Raw genomic sequence first — 26,206 nt, 5'->3', positions numbered from 1 at the left:
CCTGATCTGATGGATCTACAGGGGTGACCAATGCAATGCCACCCCTAGTCTGGACGGGCTCCCAACCCGTTTCTTCACATGCGCTTAAAAGTCGTCCTCATCCTCTCCGTCGTCTTCATCCTCATGGCTGCGACTGGCGAAGGTGTAGGCCGCCGCCGCGGGGGAGAGGTCATCTGACGTAACAGATTCATAGGTAGGCCGTGAGGGAGTATGGCGACTGGACACATCCGCCATCAGATCCGCCTCCAAATCGCGGGTTTGCCCTTCACTATCCACTTCCACCTTGTGTACTGACACATCTAGGCAGAGGGACTGCAATTCCCGCACCAACACCTTGAAGGATTCCGGTGTACCCGGGCGAGGGATCGGCTTGCCTTTGACAATGGCGTTGAGGGCCTCATTGCGACCGACCATATCGTCCGACTTGACCGTGAGCAACTCCTGCAGGATGTAAGCGGCTCCGAAAGCCTCCAAAGCCCACACTTCCATTTCCCCAAAGCGCTGTCCGCCCTGCTGAGCCTTACCACCTAGGGGCTGCTGCGTCACCAGAGAGTAGGGGCCGGTGGAGCGGGCGTGGATCTTGTCATCCACCAAATGCACCAACTTCAACATGTAGGCGCGGCCCACCGTGACGGGCTGGTCGAAGGGTTCACCCGTGCGGCCATCGAATACCTGTACTTTGCCGCGGTGCTTCCCTTCTGGGTTAAAGATCCAATCCCGCCCTGTTTTCGCTTTCGCCTCCTCCAACTTGGCCTCCACTGTCAGGCGTGAGGCCTCCAGGCCGTGCATTTCGTCAAAGGGCATCAACTTGAAACGCACCCCTAAGTTTTCGGCTGCCCAGCCCAGCAAGCACTCAAACACCTGGCCCACATTCATCCGGGAGGGCACCCCCAGCGGGTTCAGCACCACATCCACTGGCGTACCATCCGCCAGATAAGGCATATCCTCACCGGGCAAGATGCGAGAGATGATGCCTTTGTTGCCATGGCGACCGGCGATCTTATCTCCCACTTGGATCTTGCGTTTCAGGGCGATATAGACCCGCACCACCATGTTGGCCCCAGGCGGTAGCTCATCCCCCTGTTCACGGGTAAAGATGCGCACGTCCACCACTCGACCGCGCTCGCCATTCGGCACCCGCAGGGAGTTGTCCCGCACATCGCGGGCTTTTTCCCCGAAGATGGCCCGCAACAGGCGCTCTTCCGGCGGTTGATCCGATTCCCCTTTCGGGGTGACTTTGCCCACCAAGATATCCCCAGATTCCACCCAGGCCCCGACGCGCACGATGCCGTTCTCATCCAGGTTGCGTAGGGCATCTTCCCCTACGTTAGGGATCTCGCGGGTGATCTCTTCCGGGCCTAGCTTGGTTTGTCGGGCTTCGATCTCGTGCTTTTCAATGTGTACCGAGGTAAAGACATCGTCGTAGACCAACCGCTCGTTGATCAGGATGGCATCTTCGTAGTTGTAGCCCTCCCAGGGCATGTAGGCCACCAGGACGTTTTGCCCCAGCGCCAGTTCACCCCCTTCTGTGGCAGGGCCATCGGCCAGCACCTGACCAGCAACGACGCGATCCCCAGCTTTGACCAAGGGACGCTGATTGAGACAGGTATCTTGGTTGGAGCGCTGGTACTTTTGTAAACGGTAGAGGATCGGATCCCCGTCGTTGTCAGGACGGATCACCACCTCATCGGCGGAAACATTCACCACCACGCCATTGGTGCGCGACACCACCACCATGCCGGAGTCTCGGGCTGCTTGGGCTTCCAATCCGGTACCAACGTAGGGCCGATCCGGTTTTAGGAGAGGCACCGCCTGTCGCTGCATGTTTGCCCCCATCAGGGCCCGGTTGGCATCGTCGTGCTCCAGGAAGGGGATCAAGGAAGTGGCCACCGAGATCACCTGTACCGGCGCCACCTGCACATAATGCACTTCCGTCGGATGGGCGGTGGTGAATTCCTGGCGATAGCGAACGGGCACCAAGTCTCCGGTGATACGGCCCTCTCGATCTAGGGGCACATCTCCGGGTGCCACCCGATATTCGTCTTCCTCATCGGCGGTGAGGTAGACCATACCCAGGTCTTTGCGCACCAGGCCATTCTCGACGCGGTAGTAGGGGCTCTCCACAAAGCCATACTGGTTGACGCGGGCATGGGTGGCCAGGGATCCGATCAAACCGGCGTTGGGGCCTTCTGGGGTTTCGATCGGGCAAATGCGACCGTAGTGGCTGGGGTGAATATCCCGCACCGCAAAGCCGGCTCGTTCCCGACTCAAGCCACCAGGACCCAGCGCCGAGAGCCGTCGCTTGTGGGTCAGCTCTGCCAGGGGATTGGTCTGATCCATGAACTGGGAGAGCTGGCTGGAGCCGAAGAACTCTTTGATGGCAGCGACCAAGGGCTTGGGGTTGACCAAGGAGGCTGGGGTGAGGTTCTCCGACTCTGATACTGTCATCCGTTCCCGAATGATCCGCTCCAAACGGTTGAGGCCGACCCGCACTTGGTTTTGTAGCAACTCGCCTACGGAGCGCACCCGGCGGTTGCCCAAGTGGTCGATGTCGTCCACATGACCGATGTCGTACTCCAGGTTGATCAGGTAGTCGATGACGGCCAAAATGTCAGGGATGGTGAGTACCCGCACATTTTCCGGCACGCTCAGGTTCAGCTTCTTGTTCAGCTTGTAGCGACCGACCCGGCCTAAGTCGTAGCGTTTTGGATCAAAGAAGCGAGATTCTAGCAACTGTTGCCCCCCCGATACGGTGGGAGGTTCACCGGGACGCAACTTGCGGTAGAGCTCCATCAGGGCTTCTTCTTCGCTGTAGTGCCCCTCTTTTTCCATGGTTTTTTGGAAATATTCGGGGTGGCGCAGGCCATCGTAGATTTCGGAATCGCTGAGGCCGAGGGCTTTGAGCAGAACAGCCGCCGAGAGCTTACGGGTTTTGTCGATGCGCACCCAAACCAAGCTGTTTTTGTCGGTCTCGAATTTCAGCCAAGCGCCCCGGTTGGGGATGAGGCTGGCACTGTAGGTGCGGCGACCGTTTTTGTCCAAATCGGACTTGTAGTAGACACCGGGGCTACGGACGATCTGGTTGACGATCACCCGTTCGGCACCGTTGATGATGAAGGTACCGCGATCCGTCATCAAGGGCAGTTCGCCAATGAAGACGTCCATGTCTTTGATCTCGCCCGTCTCTTTGTTAATCAGACGGGTGGGCACGCGCAGCTGCGCTTGGTAGGTGGCGTCGCGCCGCTTGGCTTCGTCGGGGTCGTAGCGGGGCTGGTTGATCTTGTAGCCTTTGGAGGGATCCCCAAGGCGGAACTCCGGCAAAAAATGCAGTTCCAATTTGCCAGTATAGTCGACGATAGGGGAAAAACTGAGGAGTTCCTCTTCAAACCCTTCTCTCAAAAACCATAAAAAACTCTCCCGCTGAATCTCTACCAGGTCAGGAAAGGTAGGAGCGGAAGGAAGTTGAACTAATTGTGTCATGCGTTGCTTAGGAGGGATCGCGCTGCAGTCAGGTCTTTTATTATAGAAATCTATCCGAAGAGCGTCAACGAACGTTACAAAGGCGCGGGCGCGGTGGCGACCAAGACATCCTCCGTTCTGAGGGAGAGAATTTTGGCAAAACCGCCTGGGATCCCTGTTTTGGCCTGGATAGGGGCTAATACTCCCCGCCCGCCTTAAGGATTGTTAATATCCATTCACACTCAGCGGAATTATTCTAGTCATTGACCATTCGCTCACCTGCTTTGGGTTGCTGACTGGAGATCTGAGGGGGTGGGTGGGCTGACAGACTGAGCCGCGGGCTGAGTTTGTCGGCGCAAGTGGCTTGATCAACTTTGTCGTGGGATGCACGGTGTCGATACAGTCCATATCGGCAGGATGTGGCGTCGATCCAGATGAGAAGGGAAAGGCATAGGTTTACAAAGCTTCTCAGGCTGAGGAAACCTTTCGGATGATAGAGACATGGTTTGCTAGGAGGGTTTTGTGAGTCAAAGTTCCAACAACAGTTCCAATAACCGTTTGTCGGTACAACTGCGTGAGGGCACGAAGCAGTCCCACACGATGGCGGAAAATGTTGGCTTTATCAAGTGTTTCCTGAAAGGAGTGGTGGATAAGCGCGCCTACAGCCGCTATGTGGGCAATTTCTACTTTGTCTATGGCGCTTTGGAGGAAGGGTTTATGCAACTGCGGGAACATCCGTTGGTGGGCAAGCTTTACTATCCAGAGCTTTGGCGCAAGGCCAGCATTGAGCAAGATTTGACCTATTTTGTCGGCCCTAACTGGCGCTCAACGGTGCAGCCTTCTCCTGCCTGCCAGGTTTATGTGGATCGGATTCGGGAGATCGCCAAGAACGATCCTGTGTTGCTGGTGGCCCATGCCTACACCCGCTATATCGGCGATCTATCCGGTGGCCAAATCCTCAAGAAAATTGCGCGGCAGGCCATGGGCTTGCCGGAAGGGGAAGGGACAGCTTTTTACGATTTCGAGCAGATCCCCCACGAAGGCAAGTTCAAGCAGCGTTACCGTGCTCAGATGGATGCTCTGGGGCTGGATCAAGTCACCATCGACCGCATCGTGGCGGAAGCCAACTATGCCTTCAAGCTGAATATGGATTTGTTTAAGGAATTGGAAGGAAATTGGCTGTTGTCCATGGCTCGCTTAACCTGGAATTCCCTGAAAAGTCAGTTTCAGCGTAAGCCGACTCGTTCTGAGGCGGCGGCCCCTAGCTCCTGAGCCAGTTTGAAAATCCGACTTCCCGAGGGATCCCTATCCCAGGGGAGCCTTCTTTTGGACTTCACTCACATTCGAGGGTATCGCGGGTGGCCCGCCCCGTCACGGGGTTAACGCCTGTCGCCCGTTCGCAGAGAATAGCGAGGGCATCTTGCCGCACCAACACATTGGTGAAGTCCGCCCCTTCAATTTGGATCCCATCCACCCGAGCCAGCCACATCATGCTGTCTTGCAGTTGCGCTTCTCGCAAGTCTGCCCCTTGCAAGTTGGCCATATCCAAGGTAGCGCTGCGCAGATCCGCCCCCTGTAAGTTGGCTTTGCTCAGGTTGGCCCCAAACAAATTCACCCCCGCAGCCTTGACGTGATTGAGGTCGCTTTGGCGCAGGTTGGCCTTGAGAAATTTGGAGCCGGTCAGGTCTCGCCCCGCAAAACTCATCCCCTGCAGATCCCGTTTGGTGTAGTCTTCCGCCTGGGCTGGGGAGTCGAACAGGGTTATCAACAGGCCGATCATCAACGCGAAGACCAAGACACCCCGGCAGAAGCGGGCCAGCGGAGCAGTTCTCGTCAGAAACAACGTGGACAGGGCAGCAAACATCATGGATCCCTAACCTATCGATACCGTGGGGATTGCTTTTATCCTACCGGATGGGGATCCCGCTCGCAGATTGGGCTATCTTGGCCTTTTATCAGGCTGAATCCGCGAGGGCAGTAGGGATCCATGTCCAAGGTTGAGATCCTCGATGCAAACCACTTGGCGCAGTTAATCGCTCAGCTAGCCGACGAGATTGGGGCGGATCATCCTCACTTGGAACGGCTGGCTTTAATCGGGATTCGCACCCGCGGGGTTCCTTTGGCCTATCGGTTGCGGGATCAGATGGCCGCTCGGTTTGGGATCCCACCCCAGGTGGGGGAATTGGACATCACCTTCTTTCGGGATGATTTGGGCAGTGGCGGGTTGCGCACCCCAGACCGTAGCGAGATGCCCCGTGATCTGACCGGCAAAGAGGTGGTGCTGGTGGATGATGTCATTTTTCGAGGACGTACGATTCGGGCGGCTTTGGAAGCCCTGAACCATTTCGGACGACCGGAGCGGGTACGATTGGCTGTGCTGATCGACCGTGGTCATCGGCAGTTTCCGATTCAACCGGACTACTGTGGCCAGCAGTTATCAACAGAGCCGGAGCAAATTGTGCGGGTGCACCTGCTGGAAACGGATGCCGAGGAGCGGGTGTTGCTGTGTGCCCCAGATCAGGAGAACTCTCACTCCTATGCCTGAGGTCGTCCAGTCGATAGCTTCTGCGAGGGTCTTGCCGCCAGCCCACATCGTTGGGCAAGAGATGGCGACACATTTGCTGATGGCAGCCCTACAGAAAGGCCGGGTGACCTCCGCCTATTGCTTTTTCGGGCCACAAGGGGTGGGGCGAAGTTTGCTGGCCCGTTGGTTCGCCCAGGCGCTCCTGTGCGAGTCCAGCTCAGGGATCCCTTGTGGGCAGTGCTCCAGTTGTCACTGGTTGCTGGCGGATAATCATCCCGACCTGCATTGGGTGAGTCCCTCCTATTTGCATCAAGGCCGTCTCGTGGCGGCTAACTCGGAAGAAGCGCAAAACTTGCAATGGCGCTCCCCACCCCAAATTCGGCTAGAGCAAGTCCAGGCTGTGGCGCGGTTTTGTGCCCGTAGACCGATTCGTGCCCAACGCTCGGTGGTGGTGATGGAGGGCTGTGAAACCTTGGCCGAAAGTGCGGCCAATGCGTTGTTGAAAACCCTGGAGGAACCGGGCTTAGCTCATATCATTCTCATTGCTCCCCAGGCGGCCTCGCTGTTGCCGACAGTGTTATCCAGGTGCCAGAGGGTACCGTTTCGCCGCCTCAGTCCAGAAGAGATTGGCCAGGTGTTGAGTGGGTTGGGCTACGAGGAGTTGGCAGGGATCCCTAGGTCAGACCTGATCGCTTTGGCCCAGGGCAGTCCTGGATTAGCGTTGGTAGCCCACGAGCAACTGCAAGGGATCCCGCTGGAACTCCTTCAGGAACTCAAACGCTGGCCCCATTCCCTACCACAAGCTTTGGAATTGGGCAGAGCCGTAGCTACCCATTTGGATGTGCCAGCGCAACTGTGGTTGATCGACTATCTACAGCAGCATTTTTGGGCGCAGGGATCCCGTCAACCAATCCAGCAATTAGAGCACATTCGCCGACAACTGTTGCAATTTGTGCAGCCCCGCCTCAGTTGGGAGGTTAATTTGGCTGGCTCGGATGCAAGGCTCAGTTTCTGCACGTAGGGTAGCTATGAGGGAGCCGCTCCCACTTGTGGGAGGGGACAAAGCCATCGCCAATTTGTGTACAGAAGCAAAACGAGGCGAGCAGCTTCTCGTCGGTTGTCCTGACTGGGCACAGGATCAACGCAATGGGGAGTTGAGCAACAAAATAAGGCGCTCCTCCAAAAACTTGAGGTTAGCCAGCACCTGGCTAAAGGCTTCCTCTTGAGTCCAGTCCATCAGCTCCATCGCTTTGGCGACCAGAGCTTGTACCGGAACAGGTTCCTGCCCAAAGACCTCGATCAACCAACGCACCGAGAAAGGATCCACACTGATATTCCCTTCTGCCCCTGACCAGCCGTTGATGTTGACAGGGCCATTGTCGCGGATGGCATTCTCAAAGGCAGCCCTGGCATTGAGCCGCAGCAACAGAGGATGGGCCTGTACCGAGCCATTCCACCATTCCTCTTGGGTAAAAGGTTCGGGGCTGGAGGTGGGGTGGCCGCACCAGAAATCGATGAGGCGGGTCATGTTGGGGAAAATCAGCTCAATGAAATGCAGTTGCTCTTCTTGACTGAGCTTTTTGATGTGGCGCATGGCATAGGGCACGGGCTTGTTGAGCACCCGTTCCAACTTCCAGGCTTGCCAATTCACCATGCTGATGAACTCCAGCTCGGCTTGGCGCAACATCTCAAACACCTGCGGCACTGTGAACCCTTTGTCACTCCGGAGCAGGAAGTTGGCCAAAATGCCAGTGGTCGTTTTGATGGCATCGCCATTCCAGTGGCTTTTGACAAAGCTACCCTCGTTCAGGGCATCCATCAGTTCTCGCAGAATGGGAACGGCCTTGGAGGCCGGCTCATCCATCACCCCCAGCAATTCCATAGCATCCTGCATATGAAAAATAAATTGCCGCTGGTAAAGGCTATGAACATTGGTGCGGATGATGCCATCGGGTTTAAGCACTTGGCGCATCCCTTTTAGCCCGGCCACCTGATCGTCTAGTAGGTAGAGCACATCATTACAGGCGATGAAATCGAAGTGCTCGCCGAGAGCCGTCATATCGGTGATATCCATCACCTGAAAGCGGGCTTGATCAATGTGGTGAAATTGGAAGCGTTGCTCGGCCATTTTGATCGATTCCGCCGAAATATCCACCCCAACAAAGTGGGCACCAGGGTTGGCGGTGGCCAGCACCAGGGTTTCCCAGCCGGAACCACAGCCAGCATTGAGCATGAGTTTGCCCGCCGGATCTACGACTTTGCGCTCCCGCAGATAACGAGCGGTGGTAATGCTATTGGCAAAAAGGGCGGAATTATCCGTAACTGTCTGCTCAATCGGTACATTCGGGTACGGAAATTCGTCGAACTGAGCCTGAACCAGACTGGGGATGGATTGCTCCGGCATAGGGATCCCTGCTTCTCTGGAGCTTATGGTAACGAACTCTGAATACTCATGAATACTCAACATGAATACTCAACAGGATTTAACCCAGCTGCCGCTCGCTCTCTTTGTCGAACACATGGAAGCGATCCATATCGAAGATCACCTCAACCCATTGGTTAACGTGTATTTCAGTGCGGGGATCCACGCGGGCGACAAACTCTTGCTCCGCCAGGATCCCTTCTTTGTCGCTGGTGCTTAGGTAGAGGATGACTTCATTGCCCATCAGCTCGGTGACGGAGACCTTGGCTCGCACGGAGGCAGGTTGGATGCCTTGGGGTTGATATTGGGGATCGTGAATGTTTTCGGGGCGGATGCCGAAGATCACGGCTTTGCCAACGTACTGTCGATAGGGATCCGCCTTGTAAGGGGGAATAGCGACGCGGAAAGCACCGGTATCCACCCAGAGTGTGCCCTCTTGCTCAAGCAGCTTGGCCGAGAAGAAATTCATGGAGGGGCTACCGATGAACCCGGCCACGAACATATTGGTGGGGTGGGTGTAGAGGCTGTGGGGGGTATCGATCTGTTGCAGATGGCCATCCTTCATAACGGCGATACGGCTGCCCATGGTCATGGCTTCCACCTGGTCGTGGGTGACGTAGATGAATGTGGTGCCCAATTGCATGTGCAGTTTGCTGATCTCGGCCCGTGCCTGCACTCGCAGCTTGGCATCCAGGTTGGAGAGGGGTTCATCCATCAAAAAGACAGCCGGATTACGCACAATTGCCCGCCCGACTGCCACCCGTTGCCGTTGGCCCCCCGAGAGCTCCTTGGGTTTGCGGTTGAGGAGGTGCTCGATGCCCAGACGTTTGGCCACTCCCTTGACGCGATTTTCGATCTCCACCTTGGGTAGGCCGCGCAGCTTCAAGCCAAAGGCCATATTCTCCGCCACGCTCATGTGCGGGTAAAGAGCATAAGACTGAAAGACCATGGCGATATCGCGGTCTTTGGGGGGCACTTCGTTCACCACCCGGTCGCCAATGTAAATGGATCCAGCGCTGATTTCTTCTAATCCGGCCAACATGCGCAGGGAGGTGGTTTTGCCACAGCCGGAAGGGCCGACAAAAACCAGAAACTCCCCGTCTTCGATGGCGATATTCAGATCATGCACGGCAGTGGTGTCTCCGTATCGCTTCGTCACATGCTCGTAAGTGACACTAGCCATGCTCCGGCTCCTTGTTGCAAAGAGATTACGCACCCAAACCCTATCGAAACTTGAGGGCGCAAGTCAAACGGGATCCCGGAGGATCAACAGGTTGCTCATATTCTGTGAGGATTCTTGATGAAACGAAGCGGTTGGGAATGACGATCTCGGCTTGATTGGAGAGATCGGACTGCAACAGGATGAGATGACTTTAGAATTGGTGACTTTGCAGGGTACCAGCCCAGGGTCTAGCGAGGTAAAAACTTTGCAGATGATGGAAATTGAGCTGGAAAAGGGCACCCGCTATCGCAATGCCGGACGGGGAGCCACTTTAGCGTTTGATGACAAACGGCTGAACTTTAACTGCGGGGTGCCGAGTTAAAAGATATCTTGATTCAACAACTTAGTCAGGCGTTCCAGACCTTTTTTTACCTGGCGCGAGACTGTGACTGCACTGATACCCAGCCGCTCCGCCGCTTCCTTTTGGGTGAGGTCATAAAAAAAGACAAACTCCAGGATGGTGCGGGTGCGTTGCTCCAGCTTGGCCAGGGCATTTTGTAGACGAATGCGGTCTTCTTCTGCCAGTTGAAAGCTGCGGTAGCGCTGATCCGGAACGATATCCCCCAGAGCAACGCTGTCCTCTTCGGTCTGAATCGGGGCATCCAGGCTGAGCAAAAGGTTGTTTTGTAGGGCCAGCTCCATCTCCTGCCAGTCCTGCTCTGTCATCTGGAGGGCCTCTCTCACCTCGACTTCGTAGGGAGGTCGACCCAACTCCTGCCGCAACCGGGCGATCTCCTTCTTGGCTTGCCGTTGCAGCGTGGCCCAGCGGCGCGGGATCCGCATCGTCGGGCTCTTGTCCCGCAGGTAGTGTTGAATTTCTCCCCGAATGTAGGGCATGGCAAAGGAACTAAAGGCCAAACCGCGGGTAATATCGAAGCGCTCGATTGCCTGAATCAAGCCTAAGCAACCAATTTGCATCAGGTCGTCGTACCCTTCCGTACATTGATTGCGCCAGTGATGGGCTTCTTTGCGCACTAAGCCCAGGTTGAGTTCCACTAAACGATTGCGCAAGCAGGGATCCGGACGCTGGTGGTAAAGACGCAGCAGTTCAGCAGTGCGAGTTTTAACATCTTCAGTAGATGCCATAGCGTCACACATGACTGGGAGTTCAGAATCGCTAGGAGGGAGAGAAGATAGACTAACTTCTGACCGACTCGGTAAGGATGTCAGGGCCGCAGCGGGCGAAGCGAGGCGAGGGGCAATCGTCATGGGCGACCACTTTGACAGCTAGGTATACCAAACAAAACTGCAATCGAAAGGCTGGGGAAAACCATTACAGATGGGCATCTACACCCCATCAGGCCGTGAACTAGCCTGCGGACAGTGTTAGGAACACAACTCAGAATGACTGAGATCTGCTACCAACCCAGTGTTCTCAGTTTGACCAGGTTTCTTAGCCTAGGCAACGGCATCCCTACGGAAAAAGCTCAGGTTTCATCCGTAAAAGAGCGTAATTCTACCCTCAGCTCGGATAAATTGTTGTATTTTTTACCCCTAGCAGGCTCCTGGGTACGGTCTTTGGAGCCTAAGAAGCAGCCGGCGAGACAGAAAGATCCGCCGTTGTTAAGAGAACTACAAAACTCGGCTCCTCCCGAATCAGGTCGAAATAGGGTTCTGAAGCCAGCAAGGGGCGGTATCGTTCGGGATCCAGCCGCAGAGCTTGCTCTAGGGCTTGCAACGTTTGGGGAACTTGGCCTTCCCAGGCATAGCAGCAGGCTTGGGAGTAGTGGGCCTCTGCATAGTCAGGCTGCACCTGTAGAGCTTGCGCAAAACTTTGAATGGCCAGCTCGTAGAGGCTTAGATCCATCAACGCCAAGCCTCGATAGACCCAAATTTGTCCCTGCTTCGGATCCCGTTCGAGAGCACGGTCGTAGCTGTTGAGCGCTTCCATCGCATTGCCCAGTCGGTGTTGGGCAAGACCACAGCCGGCCCAGAGGGCAGTCGATTCCAACCCCAGTTGCAGAGCCCGTTCGTAGCTGACCAAGGCATCCGCGTAGCGTTCCAGCCGAAACAGAGCTAGCCCGCGACTTTGCCACACCTGGGCATCCACAGGATTGATGGCGAGTGCTTTGTCGTAGCTGGTCAGGGATCCCTCCAAGCGGCCCAGAGAGGCCAAAGTCAACCCATGCAGATACCAAGTCTCTGGGCTATCGGGGCTGATGGTGAGGGCACGATGGTAGGCGCGCAGGGCTTCTTCTCCCCGACCCATTTCCCGCAGGGTATTGGCTTGGTTAAAACAGGCCTCGAAAAAGTCTGGCTTCAGTTGTAGGGCACGGTCATAACTGGCCAGGGCTTCCTGGTGGCGGCCCAACTCATCGAGGGCAGAAGCACGGTTGTTCCAGGCTTGTGGAAAATCTGGTTTCAGCTCCAGAGCGCGGTCGTAACTGGCAATCGCCGCTTGGGTTTGCCCCATTTGGTCAAGGATGGTGGCGCGATTATACCAGGCAATGGGATCCTGGGGTTGCACCACCAGAGCCCGATCGAAGGGATCCAACTGGGCCGTTTGCTCCGGGGAGAGATCCACAGGCTGAGGTGGGATAACCGATTTTGCATCGGTAGAAGCAGCTCGGTTGCGACGGCGCAATTGCCAGGCCCAGCCCCCAGCCAAGAGCAATAGACCCACCCCCAGCACCAACACCCCCAAGTCTTGGGGGGCAACCCCAAATGGCATGATCAACTCCTCATCTTCACAACATCACCAGAAATGGCAACGGATTGCTCGGCCCTGACGCCGACATCAGCTCGATGCGCTTTTCCCCCGGATAGGTACTGGCGTCGATTTCAAAAGTTACTGTCAGTTGGTTGGGGCTGCTCTGCACCGGTTCTTTCGACTGCCCCAAGGGATCCCCGAGGCTGACCCGGATCCCTTTACCCGCCGGACTGACCCGGATCTCCGTCACCTGATCCAGATGGGATCCCTCCAGGGTACAGACAATTACATCCCCCACAAAGGCTTCTAGGGGCCAACCGCGCCGCACTTCCGGTCTCAACCTGTTCTTGATTTCATCCATCCTGATCCCTGTTGATCCCAGCGAATCTCAATTGTCCAAACCAAAGCTGCTGGAGTGACAGATGGCGGCTTCCCCCGTAGGAGTAGCACTGACCCAGCCCTCCAAAGAAGTCGGTGGAGCAGGAGCCAAGACCACCGCTGTTTCCCGTAGCAGAACCTTTCGATCCGCTCCAACGCTCACCAGGCGTGGCAACTCCCCCAGGCTATCGGCTACCGCAAACAGCACCCGTTCTTGGGCCTGTGGATCCCAACCCAGCAGCTCTGCATAGCCCAGCACCGGCGGCGGATCCCAGATTTGTACCGGTGGGATCCTTACAGAAGAGTCAGGCAAGGGCCAGATCACGGCTCGATCCCAGCTCAGATCCGTTTGGAACCAACCCTCATACTCGCGAGCCAACAGGGTGTGATCTTGCCACCCCAAGGGCAGGATCATAGCAAAGTCCAGAGGCTCCCGGGGGGCAAGCACAGAAGTCGAGGCTTGATAGATCACTTGCAACACTCGGGTACGGGTGTTTTCGGCAAACAACACACTCGTCAATCTGCCCCCCTGTGGGGTAGCCACCAAGTCCAACCGCGTGTACACCTGCCACTGCGGATCGGGCGAAGGCAAAGGCTCACTGCGCAACAGACCAACCACCGTGCATTGTCGCTGCCGAGCTTGATCCCGCAATCCATACACCCAATCCCAGGGGATGGAGACCGCAGGTGCAGGATGGGAGTGGATCCTGGCTTGTAAAGATGCCTCTGGAGCAGTCCATGCCGAGCCAGCCCAGCCCACCCAAACAGCCGCAAAGGCTCCCCCCAACCTCTCCAGCCCATTTCGCCTCATCTGACCCGCCATCCACTTCACCTTCTTGTGTTCGACAACGGCTACAAGGCTCACTTAATCTCCTAATCTTCTTCTGACAACCGCAGCTGCACCGACTGGCCATGGGCCGGTAACCCCTCCGCCTGGGTGAGAGCCTGAATGGCCGCCGCTACCTCCCGCAGCGCCATGGAACCGTACTGGATTAGGCTGGAATGCTTGAGGAATGTCTCGACCCCCAAAGCCGATGCATAACGGGCTGCCCCAGCAGTGGGCAACGTATGGTTGGGGCCGGCCAGATAATCCCCCACAGCTTCCGGGGTGTGGTGCCCCAAGAAAATCGCTCCCGCATGGCGAATCGGCTCCAACAACGCCCAGGGATCCGCCACCTGCAGCTCCAGGTGCTCCGGTGCAAACAGGTTGGACAAGGCCACAGCCGTGGCCAGATCCGGCACTACCGCGATTAACCCGTAATTCACCACTGACTTTTCCACCATCAGACGGTTGGGATGGGCTTCCATTTGAACCGCCACCGCCTGCTGCACCTTTTGGGCCAGTTTCGGATCGGGGGTCAAGAGGAGCGCCGCCGCCAGAGGATCATGTTCTGCCTGGGCCAGCAAATCAGCCGCCAAATGGGTGGGGTTAGCACTCTCATCGGCGATGATCAACACCTCGGAAGGCCCGGCTAGAGAGTCGATGCCCACCGTGCCATACACCTGCTTTTTGGCCAGGGTGACGTAGATATTGCCGGGGCCGGTGATCACATCCACCTTCGGGATCGTCTCGGTGCCGTAGGCCAGCGCCCCGATCGCCTGAGCTCCCCCGACTCGATAGATGGTCTGGATCCCGGCTTCTTGGGCGGCCACCAAAATGGCTGGACTGATCCCTTTCCCCCCCGAACCGTCAGATCCCGGTGGCGTTACCAGGACAATTTCCGGCACCCCCGCCACCTGAGCGGGAATGGCGTTCATCAACACGGTGCTGGGATAGGCAGCACGCCCACCGGGAATATACAGACCGGCTCGATCCACGGGGCGATACTGCTTGCCCAGAACAATTTCCGGGGCAGGAAAACTCACCCAACTGCTGGGCACCCGCTGCCGGTGAAAGGCTTCAATGCGCTGTTTGGCTAGGCGAAGGGCGGAAAGCAACTGGGGAGACACGGCTTGGTAGGCCGCTTCTAGCTCTGCCCCAGACACCTTCAGCTCCGAGAGACTCAACTCCACCTGATCAAACTCTGCTGTGTATTCCAGCAGGGCCCGATCCCCTTGACGGCGTACCGATTGTAGGATCTCCCGCACCGTCGATTCGCGGTGGATGTTTTGGTCAGCCTGAGTGCGCTCCGAGATCCGTCTGAGCTCGGCTTCAGCCTCGATCATCTGGGTGACGATTCTCAGCATGGCAACTCCTTCGCGTGGCGTGCCGTAGGCACAGGGTAACGAGGGATCCGGCGGCATCGCGGTAGCAAAGCAGATCTTTACTGCACCGGTTTGCGGCGGCAAGAGGAGAAATCCCTGGGCCGGGATCCCTTCTGCACCTAGCGTGAGCCGGGTCGGTCATGGTCATAGCTTAGCTTGTATTTTCGTCAGCCAAAAACTGGGCAGAGTCCTGCAATGGGGCTATCCAGAGAGATTCTGGAGAGATTGAATAGCCCCTTCTACAGGCGCAGTTCAGCCGATTTGATCAGGTTGCGAAAATCATGGATCACCTCTTCACAACGGTGGAAAAACGCCAGTACCCAGTCCCGCAGCACCCTCTGCTGCGATTCATCCAGTTCTGTGAGGGGGCCGTCGTAGCGGATCTGGCCACTGCGCTCGATCTCGAACTGGTTCAACAATTCCGCGTCGGCTCCCTGGCGTTGCAAGACCTCCTGCCGTGCCGCCTTCCAATAGTTGACGATCACCGCCTTACCCAGATAGCCCGTTGTCATCTGACAGAGCCGATTCAGGGATCGCATGAAAGTATCCATCTCCATGGATGTGCCAGAGGTGGATGTGCTAGAGGGGCGGGTGGCCGTGGGCCGAGTGGTGTTTGGGTTGGCCTCCATTTGGCTAGTAAAGAGGCGAAAAGTCGCCAAGCCCTTTTGGGTATCCCGTTGTAACTCCGCACGCAGGCGGTTTACAGCCAAACTGTAGACAGGCATCACCAAGTCGTCGTTGACTGCTACCAGCAACACCCACTCGGCGCCGAGGGGATAGACAAACACTCGCTGCTCGGCAAACTGGAAGTCGAAATAGTCAAACCCCTGCGGCATTGTTTCCAAGACCTGAAACAACCCCTGGGTTAGAGCCTGCTGCTGGCGAGAATCCAGATCTTGAAAGGAACGGTAGAAATAAGGGCGGCCTGTGCGGCTCAGGAGTGCTACTCCCATCACCCCTTGGATGGACAAAAAGCTATCGAGAGTTTCTTTCTCCATGCCCAGTAGGAGCCAGCTTGAGTGAACACATCTTTATATCCTGGCTCAGAATACCCGAAGATAGATGATTAGCTTGACCCCCCTGGGATTACGATACAACCCAAAACTGTCTATCCCGATAGCGATGGGCAACCCAGACAATACAAACCGTTTCCCTGGGTAGTCCTGTTCAGCTTTTCTTCAGCAAGTTAGGCCTGCCTGTTCCAACACACTGAGCAATTCTGGGATCCGCACCCAGGCATCTTCTCGATCCAGATCTGGGCTAGCCAAGAGGGACACCAAGGCCGGATCGCAAACCGGGGCCACCCAGGGGAAATACCTCAACTCCGCCACCTGGGCAATCGTCCAAAAATAGGGCAATACAGCGTTGCTGGGGAAAATCTCGATCACCGTGGTCTGGGGCTGACAAAAGACGAGATTGGTCAGGCCCGCCCCATGAATGCCGATCACCGCTTCTGCCCCCTGCATGAGGGCGATCTGCGCTGGCAAGGAGAGGGTCTCTAGCTGCACCGACACAAACCCCAGAGGCTGCAAACACGCCAGTACCTCGGCTTCATTCACCACTCGCCGCCAACGAGCCCTGCTGCGACTGATGTAAATGCGACGGGGGCCTGGCTCGGATCTGACCTGGCTATCTTGGCCCAACTGCCGCAAAACCCCCAACCCTCTAGGGGTCAGACAACCCACGGGGCCAGCGGCTGAGGGGACAATCAAGATTTGGGCTTGCACATGGGATCCCCCCAATGCCTCAAAACTAAGAATGCGTTCCGGCGGGATCCCTAGGGTGACCAAGGTTTGCCGTTGAAAAGGTTTGCCCTGATAGCCCTGAATCAGGATCGGGATGGGATGGTTGAGGAGCCCGGCTCGGCGCAGGATATCGAGGGCAGGCAGAATATCCACCATCCAGTGGAAGTAGTTAACCGCCCCCAAAGGCAGCAAGGCTACAGGGCCATCCAGCCGGATCGGCGGAGGGAGATGCGGTAAGCCCAAGATGGGATGGTGCTGGAGGTGATCCGGCCAGTAGTCTTGGTCGAGAAATTCTGGCGGTGGCAAACACAGGGATAAATCCGTGAGCAGTTCCCCTCGGCGGGTCAGAATAGCACTGCCAAAGCTGGCGTAAAGATGGCGGGGATAGTGGCCCACATGTACGGATCCCTGGGGAATTTCTACAACAAAGGTCTCGGGCAAAGGGATCCGCTGCGGGCGCAATTTTTGTCCTACATTCAGGTCGGAGGAAGGGGGAGACTGTAAGCTCAGGCTATCGGCTGCGTCCAGGCGTCGATACAGACCTTCCCCCGTTGCCTGATGCCATTGCCAGGTGGTTAGGTAGCCCTGAGCCGGAGCAGGCCAGAGATCCGATGACTTCCCTTCAGACAGGGCATTCTCCTGAGCGACCGGCGCTTGGGCAGGGATCAGAGCAAAGCGTTGCCGCCAAGCCGAATAGACCTCTAACCACAGATCCTCTGGATCTTGTTGTAGATCTTGGCGGCGGGATCCGGAGCCAACTCCAGTCCACCCAAGCTCCAGCAGCAAGAGCAGCAGATTTTGCAAAGAATCTCTCTTCTGATCTCGCTGAGCCAAGGCCCTCCACCAAGCCTGTAACCACTCTTGTTCTGTTTCTACCGCCCGCCCCAACATTTCCAGGGCGGCATCTGGTTGATCCAGGTGGATCAGCGCCTCCACCCAATAGCTGTAAAGGCCCTTGGCCAAGGGATCCCGGACTGCGGCAGCCTCAAAACACAGGATCGCCTGTTGAGGATCCCCTAAATCCAGCCATACCATGCCCAACTGCACCCAAGGCTCGGCCCCATCATCAGGCTGAAGGTATGCCGCCCGTTGCAAAGATTCAATAGCCTCTCTCCATCGACCCAGCTTGATCAGAGCCAGACCCCACTGCAAAAAACTCTCCGCTGCAGTCGGATCCCGTTGACAAGCCTGCTCAAACCAAGTCGCCGCCGATGACCAGAGCCGACTTCGCCCTTGGGTCAAACCGATGCGGTGTGCCGCCAAAACCTGAGCAGAAGAAACCTCCGGCTCGGGGAAAGCATCCCTCAAATCCAAGAGCTGTCTGTACAGAGTTGCCGCCTGCGGCCAATGACCTCTACCCCACAAATCCTCCCCCATCTCCTCTAGCGCCTTAGCCAAACGATGGGTGGCCTCGGGTTCAGAACCCCCTGCCGCTACCCAAAGCAACACTCCCTCCTGCCAAATGAGTTGAGCCTCCAGTTCCTGACCAAGAATGCAGTAAACGGATCCCAAACACCAGTAGGTCTCGGGCGCATCGGATCCCTGTTCAATTTGCTGCTGCAAATAGGTGGCAACTTGTGCGTAATTCCCTTGCCACCAATCCTCACCGATCGAAGCAAGCTTTAGGGGGGAGAACGGGAGAGCTAGGCTGGGATCCATGTCTTTAGGATGAGAAACAGTGTTACAAACTGCAACAACCCTCCCACTCTGGGTGCATCACCCTAGTATTCTAGGCTTGGCTTCGTCTTCAGGGATCCGGCCTTTATCCTTCTCAGCGAGGGGTTCTGGTTTGATCGCAAGGCAGCCCTCCTTCACATAACACCGTCCTCGGCTTTTGTCGGCAAATTCTTTCGATCAAAACGGAGTTTAAGAGATCGATGGGTATCAACGCATCAGGTGGCACAGTCGTCTCCAGCCCCCGTCTTTACCAAACCGTGCCCGTATCGACCATCTCCCAGGCGGAACAGCAGGATCGCTATCTGGGGCGCACCGAGCTGGATCGTCTTGATGATTTTTTCTCCAGCGGACTGAAACGGCTGGAGATCGCCCAGGTGATTGCAGCCAACTCCGAAATCATCGTCAGTCGTGCCGCCAACCGCATCTTCACAGGGGGGTCGCCGATGGCCTACCTGGAGCGACCGGAAGTGGTCGAAGATGTGAAGGAGGGCTTTAAGCTAGGCACCGCCTTCTACGTCGAATCCACTGGTGGCTTTGTCGAGGCTATTCGTAATATTTTCAGTGCCAGTGGCGTCGAAATTCCTCCCAACTTCCGCCCTATCAACGTTTCCCGCTATGGCGCTTCGAATATGCGCAAATCCTTGCGGGATATGAGTTGGTTCCTGCGCTACGTCACCTATGCTCTGGTAGCTGGGGATCCCAGCATCATCACCGTCAACACCCGTGGCCTGCGGGAGATCATCGAAAACGCCTGTTCCGCCGAGGCCACCATCGTCGCCATACAAGAGATGAAGCGGGCTTCCGCCGGTTACTTCCGTCAAGATGCCGCCGCCACCGCCATCATCAACCAATATTTCGATGTCTTGCTGAGCGAGTTCATCGCCCCTACCCCTTCCGACAAGCTGCGGCAACGCAACGCCAGCACCGCCGATGGCACCAGCCTGCAAGGGCTACAACTGCCCCAGATCTACAATGCGGCTGCCGAGAAAGTGCCGGTATTCGCCATGAAGCCAGGGCTTTCCAACTCCGAAAAAGAAGATGCCATCAAAGCGGCCTACCGCCAAGTGTTCGAGCGGGATATCCGTCGTGCCTACAGCCTCAAGGTTTCCGATCTGGAATCGAAAGTAAAAAACGGCGAGATCTCCATGAAGGAGTTTATCCGTCGCTTGGGCAAATCGGAGCTGTACCGCAAGCAGTTTTACGAACCGTTCATCAATAGCCGTGTCGTGGAGCTAGCCTTCCGCCATTTCTTGGGACGGGCGCCCGAAACCCGCGAAGAGGTGCAAACCTACTTCTCGATCATCTCGGCAAAAGGCTTGGCCGGGTTGGTGGATGCTTTAGTAGATAGCCGCGAATACAGTGACTACTTCGGCGAAGAAACCGTGCCCTATCTGCGCAAACTGGGGGTAGAAGCCCAAACCAGCGCCAACTGGGGAGCCAAATTCGACCTCTACAACTACGCTGCTCCGCGGCGCAAAGTGCCCCAATTCGTCACCCTCTTCGCCCGCTACGATCGGCCTCTGCCGGATCAGCACGTCTACGGCTCTGGCAATGATCCGCTGGAAATCCAGTTTGGCGCCATTTTCCCGAAAGAGACCCAATCGCCTAGCACTCGCCCAGCGCTGTTCAACAAAGATGTCAAGCGCATCTTGATCCGGCGCGGCTTTGCCCTAGCCAACGAGCGCACCACCCCCAATACCGCACCGATTCCCAGCAGCTTGGGGGCTAAGATCTTCAAGCTCACCCAAGCCCCGATCAACCGCAGCAGCAAAATTGGGTCCCGCTCTGGGGCGACGGGCAGCGAGGGATCCACCCAAGCGGTGATTCGGGCTTGCTATCAGCAGGTGTACGGCTATGTGCCCTACGAAGGTCAGCGGCTGACCCGCTGGGAGATCAAGCTGGAATCCGGCGAGATCACCGTCAAAGAGTTTGTTCGCCAACTGGCCAAATCGGATCTGTTCCGCAACAAATACTGGTCGAGCCTCTACGTCTGCAAAGCCATCGAGTTTATTCACCGCAAGCTGCTCGGTCGGCCCACCTACGGTCGGCAGGAGATGAACCCCCTCTTCGACATCGCCTCTAAGAAAGGGTTCTATGCTGTGGTTGATGCGATTTTGGAAAGCGAAGACTATCGGCAAGCCTTTGGGGAAGATACGGTGCCGTACGAGCGCTACCTCACCCCTGGCGGCCTTTCTCTACGGCGCATGCGGCCCGGTTCTAGCGATATGGCGGCCACAAAGCCGATCCGTACTGACGATGAGATCCCACTGTTTGTCAAGTTGGGGCAGCCGCAGGATCTGCCTTCGGGAGAGCTGGAGATTCAGCGGCGGGCGCAGCAAGGGGTGCCCAAGGTGCGCCAAGAAACCCCGATCTTCAAGCTCACCAGCATTGCCAACAAGGCCGAAGTGAACAACCTGATCCGCGCTGCTTACCGGCAGGTGTTCGAGCGGGATATGGACATTTACAGTGTCAGTTCTGAGCTGAGCGTGGCCGAATCCAAGCTGCGCAATGGGGAGATCACAGTCAAGGAGTTCATCGAAGCGCTAGGGTGCTCAGAGCTGTACCGCTCCGAATTCTATGCTCCCCACCCGAACACGAAGGTGATCGAGTTGGGCACCAAGCACTTCTTGGGACGTGCACCGCTGAATCAGCAGGAGATCCGTAAGTACAACCAGATCCTAGCGACCCAAGGGGTAAAAGCCTTCGTGCGCGCCCTGTTGAACACCCAAGAGTATCGGGATGTCTTCAATGAGGATGTGGTGCCCTATCGCCGCTTCCCCACCTTGCCTGCGGCCAATTTCCCCAACACCCAGGATCTGTACGGTCGCCTAACCAAGCAAAACGAAGAGTTGGTAGTGCCCAGCTTCAGCCCGGTGGGCAACGATCGCAGCTAAGTTTTTGCTCCCTTTGTTTCGTTATGTTCTAATCTCCATCAAGGCCCCCTGCTAGGGGGTTTTCTTATGGAAAAAAGGATCCTGAACTCCTCAGCTCCACAGAGGCAGGGGAGATTGAGCTTCGTAGCCCAGGTGCCGTAGTGCAGCAGGAGTGATCACCCGCCCCCGGGCGGTGCGTTGTAAATAGCCGATTTGTAGCAGGTAAGGCTCGTACACTTCCTCAATCGTCTGGGGATCCTCACCGGTGACCGCTGCCATCGTATCCAACCCCACAGGCCCACCCCCAAATTGCTCCACGAGCATGGTTAACAATTTGCGATCCGTCCAATCTAGTCCCATCGGATCTACATGGAACAATTCTAGGGCGGCGGCGGCAACAGCTTGGCTAATGTGGCCATCCCCTCGCACCTGGGCATAATCTCGCACCCGTTTGAACAAGCGGTTGGCAATACGCGGTGTCCCTCGGGAGCGCTGAGCAATCTCGGCAGCCCCTTCGGGATCAATGGTGGTATTCAAAAGGCGGGCGGTGCGCAGAACAATCTGCACCAACTCGTGAGGCTCATAAAAGCGTAGCCGTTGCACCTGGCCAAAGCGATCCCGTAATGGAGAAGTGAGCGCCCCAACGCGGGTGGTAGCCCCCACCAAGGTGAAACGCTCCAAGGTCAGAGAGGTCATGCGGGCGGAACGGCCTTTACCAATGGTGATATCGAGGCGAAAATCCTCCATGGCCGGATAGAGCAACTCTTCCGTGACTTTGGGCAGACGGTGAATTTCGTCAATAAAGAGCACATCCCCCCGCTTCAGACGCACCAGGTAACCGGCAATGTCGCGGGGGCTTTCTAGGGCCGGGGCAGTGGTCATGTAAAACTGGGATCCCATTTCAGCCGCCAAAGCTGCCGCCACTGTGGTTTTGCCCAGGCCGGGTGGGCCGTAGAACAGCATGTGATCCAAGGGTTCTTGGCGGGAACGGGCCGCCGCGATCACGATGGCCAACACTTCCTTAAGTTCCGTTTGGCCAATGTACTCCGCAAGAGTGCGGGGACGTAGGGATTCCTCTGGCCCTTCGGCAGGGTGGGCTTGGGGCTGCAACAAGTCCTCACCGGTTTTGGGGGCATTTCCAGCCGCCAGCACCAAAGAATCGGAGGCAGAGATGCTTTGTTGTTTGGAGTATTGGGAGTCTGCGTTGGCGTCTAAAGACGCTCTTCGAGCCTTCCCTTGTTTTGTGCCCCGTTGCGGGTGATCAGCATCTCGTGAGGAAATAATGGCCATGCAATCTTCACCAACCCAACCTAAAATAGCCCCAATACCTAAGGCTACTGCCACACTGTGACATACTCCCGACGCTGACCGCCTAGTACAGCAAGGGTTTTTCTTCCGAGCTTGACTCAGTTGAGCGTTTTTGAGTGAGGCAATGCCCAAACTCACCGTCTTGATGAGAATTGCTGCATTCGTATCCCGGTCGGGTTCTGTGCCGCAATGTGGACAAGAATGCCATCCTTGACATTGTTGTTGAATTTTGAATTCTTGCCTCGGGCAAGCCTTATACAGCAGCCCGCTATTTAGCAGGCCTGTCTATTGCTTGTATTGCTTAAGGCGGTTAAAACCGCGCTAGACTTCACTTGCCCCTATGATTCAAAGACAGGGGTTTGCGCTCATCTGTTGCAGTCAGGCTGGATTTTGGATTATGGCCTTTGATTGGTTTCGTCGCCGCTTCACCGAACAAAATGAGCCAGAAGCTGGCTTGGAAAAGCCGACTGAGGCCGCGGGTCAGTCGGCACCAACACCATCGGCCACCCCAAACCCTTCACCCCCTGAAACCACCCCGGAGGACTACCTCGCTTTTGCCAAAGCAGCTTATGCCAACTTAAAAGCCCGGGAAACCTCTCAAGCTGCCCCGGCTCGTCAGTTCCCCCCAGAGGTGCCTACCCCGTCCCAAACCGTCGAGACGGCGGAGCCGACCCCTACCCCCTCAGAAATCAAGCGCGAGTCCCCCGCCCCTCCCGTATCTATCCCGGAGGGATCCTCCCAGCCCGCCACTCCAGCAGCGGAGGAGATACCCGCTGTTCACGCCAGTGGGACGGAGTCCGTATCTGCCCCTGTCCAATCGGTTGCTGCTCCTTCCTTTTTCGATCTAGCCCCTCGTGCGGTAAAACGTCTGGAGGCCCTAGAAGCTAGCGCCATAGCTGAGCCGGAACCTGTTGCCGCCACCCTTTCTTCTCCGGCAGAAGCTCCTTCAGAAGAACTTGTTTTTGACGAAGGCTTCCGCTGGTCTGCAGAGATCCTGGCGGCCCAAGGGCGCAGACCGGAGGAAATCTCTGCCGAAGAAATCTCCTGGCTGCAAAAGCTGCGGCAAGGGCTGGGCAAAACCCGCCTGAACTTGATTAACCAACTAAAAGCCCTGGTGGGCCGTGGCCCCATTGACCAGGATGCCGTTGAAGAAATTGAGATGGTATTGCTGCAGGCGGATGTAGGCATTGATGCCACCGAGCGGATCATCCAAGCCCTGCAAAAACGGATGCGCGAGGAGGTGTTGCCCCCGGAAGAAGCGGTGAAATACCTGAAACAGCAGATGCGGCAGATGCTCAGCGTCGGGGATCCCACCTTTGCGCCGCAACGGGATCATTTGAATGTGTGGCTTATCGTCGGGGTGAATGGGGCGGGCAAAACCACCACCATCGGTAAGATCGCCCATGTTGCCCAGGGATCCGGCTACAAATGCCTGATCGCTGCCGCCGATACCTTCCGGGCCGCCGCCGTGGAACAACTCAAGGTTTGGGGAGAACGAGCTGGTGTTGAGGTGATCGCCAATCCTGGCCAGAACACCGATCCGGCAGCGGTGGTGTTTGATGCAGTGACAGCAGCCCAGGCCAGGGGCACAGAGTTATTGCTGGTGGATACGGCCGGTCGTTTGCAAAACAAAAAGAACCTGATGGATGAGCTGGCCAAGATTCGCCGCATCATCGACAAAAAAGCCCCCGAGGCAACGGTAGAAGGGCTGCTGGTCTTGGATGCTACGCAGGGGCAAAATGGGTTGCGCCAAGCCCAAGTGTTTGCCGAGGCCGCCAAGCTGAGCGGGGTGATCCTAACCAAGCTGGATAGCACCGCCAAAGGGGGGATCGCTCTGGCCATCACCCAACAGATGCATCTACCCATTCGCTTTATTGGCGCTGGGGAGGGACTAGAAGATCTGCGCCCCTTTTCCAGTTACGAGTTTGTGGAGGCGCTCTTGAGCGAGTATTGAGGCACCCCCTCACTTCGGAGAACGGCCCGTGAAGGAGATGCCCACCGCTCCTACTTTGTCTCCCCAGGCTTCCCCAGGGCATGCTCTGCCCATCCGGACACTGCGAACCTTAACCTGGAGTGCTTGGGTGGTGGGAGCCGGTTTGTTTTTGGCGTTGGGCGGGCGGTGGTTGGTGCAGGGGGGAGTGGATCTGGCCGTTCGCGTTAGCGGGACGGAGTCCTTGCAGATTCAGGATACAGGCGCTTTGCACGAATTTGTGGCCACCTTGGCCCAGGTGCTGTCGGGGGTGCTGGGCTTCACCATCTCGGTGGTGGCAATTGTAGTGCAACTGAGCGCCGATCGCTTTACCCCCAAGGTGACGGAATTATTTCTGCGGGAGAAGGTGAACTTCTACATCATCTTTTTTCTGATTCTGGCCAATGTGGTCAGTTTGTGGAGTTCCATGGCTCTGAGCATTTATGAGCGTCCGGCGTTGCTGATTGGGCTGAATTTGGTGCTGGGCACGGCCTCGTTTTTGGTGTTGATCCCCTATTTCAATTTTGTCTTTAATTTCTTGCAACCCGCCTCGATTATCCATCGCATTGAGCAACAGGTGCAGCAGGCGGTCTTATCTGCCCTTGCCTCTGGGCCTGAGTGGTGTCGTTCTTCTCGACAAGAGCACGCCTCTGAGGGATCCCCACAGTCCAAATCCTCACTTGCCCATCAGCGCTGTCTATCTGCCCTGGATGAAATTAAAGGCATCGCCACCAGCGCCATCCGCCAGCAGGAGGGGATCATCCTTTTAGATGCTCTGGACAGCCTCAAGGCCTTCTGGTTGTTCTATGCCGCCCGCAAAGAGCAATTGCCCCGCAACTGGTTTCTCCTCAGTCCAGCGCTGCGCCGGGATCCGGATTTTGTCTCGGTGGACGAGGGGCTGCTGCGGCAGATCGAAATGGAGGGATCCTGGGTGGAGCTGAAGATCCTGCGGCAGTATCAAGCCTTGTTTGGGGAAGGGCTGAATGGTATGCGCCAGGTGAGCACCCTGGTGGCCATTCACAGCCGGGAGCTGGGGATTCGGGCTTTACAAACTCAAAAACTGATGGTAGCCGGATGGGTGATCAAATTTTTCAACACCTATCTGCGGGCGGTGATCAACACCCAAGATATTCGCACAGGCTACAACTTGCTCAAGCAGTACCGCATGGTGGCTGAGGCAGCGCTACGACAACATCACTCTGCTCTGGTTCTGGAGATCGTGGGCCACTTTCGCTACTACAGCCTCATCGCCTACAAAGCAGGCCTCTTTTTCCTTTCAGAAACCTTTGGCTTTGATCTGGGGCTACTGGCGCAACTGAGCTGTGCCTTGCGGTTGGAAACCACAGAAGCGATTTTGCAGGTCTTGCTACGTCTGGATCAAGATCCAGAAAGCGAGCAACAGGAAAGTACACTGCGTGGGATCCGCAAAACCCAGGTACGTCTGGCCGCCTATTTTTTGAGTTGTGGACGGGAAGATCTGGCCAAGTTGATCTACCTGGATATGCACCATGAGCCGCTGGTACGCCTGCAAATTATTCGCCAGGAGCTACAATCCACCACGGCTGAGTTTTGGGAGTTTACGGATCGGGGGGAGAATTTTTACTATTTGGATCCCGTTCTGCAACCCTATGCCGACCAGTTCTTTGGCTGGTTTCCGGTGTTCTCCCCGCAGATGAATGCTGGGCAGGAGCCACTGTATCCTAGCGGGCAGGGATCCCTAGAGCTTCCGTAACACCAACGGCAAGGGTTCAACCTCTAGGGCCTAGAGTGGGAG

19 protein-coding genes are annotated in these 26,206 nt (G+C 56.6%); 7 read left to right on the top strand and 12 right to left on the bottom strand.

The features are described 5' to 3' along the window. Nucleotides 1-84 precede the first annotated feature (84 nt). Nucleotides 85-3,480: a DNA-directed RNA polymerase subunit beta gene (gene rpoB / locus L1047_RS02505; RefSeq protein ID WP_235277140.1), complete on the bottom strand. Its 3,396-nt coding sequence runs from the start codon at nucleotides 3,478-3,480 to the stop codon at nucleotides 85-87. Between the two features lie 537 nt (nucleotides 3,481-4,017). On the opposite strand from rpoB, the gene L1047_RS02500 reads away from it, so the two are divergent. Then, nucleotides 4,018-4,731: a biliverdin-producing heme oxygenase gene (locus L1047_RS02500; RefSeq protein ID WP_235278840.1), complete on the top strand. Its 714-nt coding sequence runs from the start codon at nucleotides 4,018-4,020 to the stop codon at nucleotides 4,729-4,731. A gap of 61 nt (nucleotides 4,732-4,792) precedes the next feature. On the opposite strand, the gene L1047_RS02495 is transcribed toward L1047_RS02500, so the two are convergent. After that, complete coding sequence (locus L1047_RS02495) at nucleotides 4,793-5,326, bottom strand: pentapeptide repeat-containing protein (RefSeq protein ID WP_235277139.1); 534 nt, start codon at nucleotides 5,324-5,326, stop codon at nucleotides 4,793-4,795. Nucleotides 5,327-5,446: 120 nt separating this feature from the next. Between L1047_RS02495 and pyrR the strand changes: the two genes are divergently transcribed. Together pyrR and holB are read left to right on the top strand one after the other, a co-directional pair. Beyond that, a complete protein-coding gene (gene pyrR / locus L1047_RS02490; protein WP_235277138.1) occupies nucleotides 5,447-6,004 on the top strand; it encodes a bifunctional pyr operon transcriptional regulator/uracil phosphoribosyltransferase PyrR in 558 nt (185 codons plus the stop codon). Continuing rightward, nucleotides 5,997-7,004, top strand: a complete 1,008-nt coding sequence (gene holB / locus L1047_RS02485) for a DNA polymerase III subunit delta' (protein WP_235277137.1) — start codon at nucleotides 5,997-5,999, stop codon at nucleotides 7,002-7,004. Before pyrR ends, holB begins: the two co-directional genes overlap by 8 nt. Nucleotides 7,005-7,121: 117 nt before the next feature. Here holB and L1047_RS02480 read toward each other — a convergent pair whose 3' ends face one another. Further along, nucleotides 7,122-8,387 carry a class I SAM-dependent methyltransferase gene (locus L1047_RS02480; RefSeq protein ID WP_235277136.1) on the bottom strand — a complete coding sequence of 422 codons (1,266 nt, stop codon included), beginning with the start codon at nucleotides 8,385-8,387 and terminating at the stop codon, nucleotides 7,122-7,124. A gap of 79 nt (nucleotides 8,388-8,466) precedes the next feature. Continuing rightward, entirely contained in the window at nucleotides 8,467-9,588 is a 1,122-nt protein-coding gene (locus L1047_RS02475) for an ABC transporter ATP-binding protein (protein WP_235277135.1), read from the bottom strand. Between the two features lie 184 nt (nucleotides 9,589-9,772). On the opposite strand from L1047_RS02475, the gene L1047_RS02470 reads away from it, so the two are divergent. Continuing rightward, nucleotides 9,773-9,949, top strand: coding sequence for a hypothetical protein (locus L1047_RS02470; RefSeq protein WP_235277134.1), 177 nt, complete (start codon nucleotides 9,773-9,775; stop codon nucleotides 9,947-9,949). Here L1047_RS02470 and L1047_RS02465 read toward each other — a convergent pair. From L1047_RS02465 to L1047_RS02435, 7 genes are all read right to left on the bottom strand, one after another. After that, nucleotides 9,946-10,725 (bottom strand): RNA polymerase sigma factor SigF, encoded by a 780-nt coding sequence (locus L1047_RS02465; protein WP_235277133.1) that lies wholly within the window; start codon nucleotides 10,723-10,725, stop codon nucleotides 9,946-9,948. The two genes, L1047_RS02470 and L1047_RS02465, sit on opposite strands and share 4 nt — an antisense overlap. A gap of 427 nt (nucleotides 10,726-11,152) precedes the next feature. Continuing rightward, complete coding sequence (locus L1047_RS02460) at nucleotides 11,153-12,298, bottom strand: tetratricopeptide repeat protein (RefSeq protein WP_235277132.1); 1,146 nt, start codon at nucleotides 12,296-12,298, stop codon at nucleotides 11,153-11,155. A gap of 16 nt (nucleotides 12,299-12,314) precedes the next feature. After that, a complete protein-coding gene (locus tag L1047_RS02455; RefSeq protein WP_235277131.1) occupies nucleotides 12,315-12,638 on the bottom strand; it encodes a hypothetical protein in 324 nt (107 codons plus the stop codon). A 27-nt stretch (nucleotides 12,639-12,665) separates the two neighbouring features. After that, complete coding sequence (locus L1047_RS02450) at nucleotides 12,666-13,466, bottom strand: hypothetical protein (protein WP_235277130.1); 801 nt, start codon at nucleotides 13,464-13,466, stop codon at nucleotides 12,666-12,668. Between the two features lie 62 nt (nucleotides 13,467-13,528). Continuing rightward, nucleotides 13,529-14,842 (bottom strand): histidinol dehydrogenase, encoded by a 1,314-nt coding sequence (hisD, locus tag L1047_RS02445; RefSeq protein WP_235278839.1) that lies wholly within the window; start codon nucleotides 14,840-14,842, stop codon nucleotides 13,529-13,531. A 257-nt stretch (nucleotides 14,843-15,099) separates the two neighbouring features. Then, on the bottom strand, nucleotides 15,100-15,858 hold the full coding sequence (locus tag L1047_RS02440) for a hypothetical protein (RefSeq protein ID WP_235277129.1): 759 nt from the start codon (nucleotides 15,856-15,858) through the stop codon (nucleotides 15,100-15,102). A gap of 180 nt (nucleotides 15,859-16,038) precedes the next feature. Continuing rightward, a complete protein-coding gene (locus L1047_RS02435) occupies nucleotides 16,039-18,264 on the bottom strand; it encodes a glycosyltransferase 61 family protein (RefSeq protein WP_235277128.1) in 2,226 nt (741 codons plus the stop codon). Nucleotides 18,265-18,482: 218 nt separating this feature from the next. On the opposite strand from L1047_RS02435, the gene L1047_RS02430 reads away from it, so the two are divergent. Continuing rightward, nucleotides 18,483-21,176, top strand: coding sequence for a phycobilisome rod-core linker polypeptide (locus L1047_RS02430; protein ID WP_235277126.1), 2,694 nt, complete (start codon nucleotides 18,483-18,485; stop codon nucleotides 21,174-21,176). A gap of 90 nt (nucleotides 21,177-21,266) precedes the next feature. On the opposite strand, the gene ruvB is transcribed toward L1047_RS02430, so the two are convergent. Next, nucleotides 21,267-22,445 (bottom strand): Holliday junction branch migration DNA helicase RuvB, encoded by a 1,179-nt coding sequence (gene ruvB / locus L1047_RS02425; protein ID WP_328286021.1) that lies wholly within the window; start codon nucleotides 22,443-22,445, stop codon nucleotides 21,267-21,269. A 415-nt stretch (nucleotides 22,446-22,860) separates the two neighbouring features. On the opposite strand from ruvB, the gene ftsY reads away from it, so the two are divergent. Together ftsY and L1047_RS02415 are read left to right on the top strand one after the other, a co-directional pair. Further along, nucleotides 22,861-24,417, top strand: coding sequence for a signal recognition particle-docking protein FtsY (gene ftsY, locus L1047_RS02420; protein WP_235277124.1), 1,557 nt, complete (start codon nucleotides 22,861-22,863; stop codon nucleotides 24,415-24,417). 37 nt (nucleotides 24,418-24,454) lie between these two features. After that, the gene (locus L1047_RS02415) at nucleotides 24,455-26,164 is read left to right on the top strand and encodes a DUF2254 family protein (protein ID WP_235277122.1); all 1,710 of its coding nucleotides are present in this window, start codon (nucleotides 24,455-24,457) and stop codon (nucleotides 26,162-26,164) included. Nucleotides 26,165-26,206: the final 42 nt, after the last annotated feature.

Source organism: Synechococcus sp. Nb3U1, from assembly GCF_021533835.1.
Classification (GTDB): Bacteria; Cyanobacteriota; Cyanobacteriia; order Thermostichales; family Thermostichaceae; genus Thermostichus.
The sequence above is the reverse complement of the archived record's forward strand: the minus strand, read 5'-3'. Positions and strand labels throughout refer to the sequence as shown.

Excerpts from the sequence above, each read along its gene's own strand:
- rpoB (WP_235277140.1), bottom strand. The coding sequence starts at position 3,480 with ATGACACAATTAGTTCAACTTCCTTCCGCTCCTACCTTTCCTGACCTG.
- L1047_RS02495 (WP_235277139.1), bottom strand. The coding sequence starts at position 5,326 with ATGATGTTTGCTGCCCTGTCCACGTTGTTTCTGACGAGAACTGCTCCG.
- pyrR (WP_235277138.1), top strand. The coding sequence starts at position 5,447 with ATGTCCAAGGTTGAGATCCTCGATGCAAACCACTTGGCGCAGTTAATC.
- holB (WP_235277137.1), top strand. The coding sequence starts at position 5,997 with ATGCCTGAGGTCGTCCAGTCGATAGCTTCTGCGAGGGTCTTGCCGCCA.
- L1047_RS02480 (WP_235277136.1), bottom strand. The coding sequence starts at position 8,387 with ATGCCGGAGCAATCCATCCCCAGTCTGGTTCAGGCTCAGTTCGACGAA.
- L1047_RS02475 (WP_235277135.1), bottom strand. The coding sequence starts at position 9,588 with ATGGCTAGTGTCACTTACGAGCATGTGACGAAGCGATACGGAGACACC.
- L1047_RS02470 (WP_235277134.1), top strand. The coding sequence starts at position 9,773 with ATGACTTTAGAATTGGTGACTTTGCAGGGTACCAGCCCAGGGTCTAGC.
- L1047_RS02465 (WP_235277133.1), bottom strand. The coding sequence starts at position 10,725 with ATGTGTGACGCTATGGCATCTACTGAAGATGTTAAAACTCGCACTGCT.
- L1047_RS02460 (WP_235277132.1), bottom strand. The coding sequence starts at position 12,298 with ATGCCATTTGGGGTTGCCCCCCAAGACTTGGGGGTGTTGGTGCTGGGG.
- L1047_RS02455 (WP_235277131.1), bottom strand. The coding sequence starts at position 12,638 with ATGGATGAAATCAAGAACAGGTTGAGACCGGAAGTGCGGCGCGGTTGG.
- L1047_RS02450 (WP_235277130.1), bottom strand. The coding sequence starts at position 13,466 with ATGAGGCGAAATGGGCTGGAGAGGTTGGGGGGAGCCTTTGCGGCTGTT.
- hisD (WP_235278839.1), bottom strand. The coding sequence starts at position 14,842 with ATGCTGAGAATCGTCACCCAGATGATCGAGGCTGAAGCCGAGCTCAGA.
- L1047_RS02440 (WP_235277129.1), bottom strand. The coding sequence starts at position 15,858 with ATGGAGAAAGAAACTCTCGATAGCTTTTTGTCCATCCAAGGGGTGATG.
- L1047_RS02435 (WP_235277128.1), bottom strand. The coding sequence starts at position 18,264 with ATGGATCCCAGCCTAGCTCTCCCGTTCTCCCCCCTAAAGCTTGCTTCG.
- L1047_RS02430 (WP_235277126.1), top strand. The coding sequence starts at position 18,483 with ATGGGTATCAACGCATCAGGTGGCACAGTCGTCTCCAGCCCCCGTCTT.
- ruvB (WP_328286021.1), bottom strand. The coding sequence starts at position 22,445 with ATGGCCATTATTTCCTCACGAGATGCTGATCACCCGCAACGGGGCACA.
- ftsY (WP_235277124.1), top strand. The coding sequence starts at position 22,861 with ATGGCCTTTGATTGGTTTCGTCGCCGCTTCACCGAACAAAATGAGCCA.
- L1047_RS02415 (WP_235277122.1), top strand. The coding sequence starts at position 24,455 with ATGCCCACCGCTCCTACTTTGTCTCCCCAGGCTTCCCCAGGGCATGCT.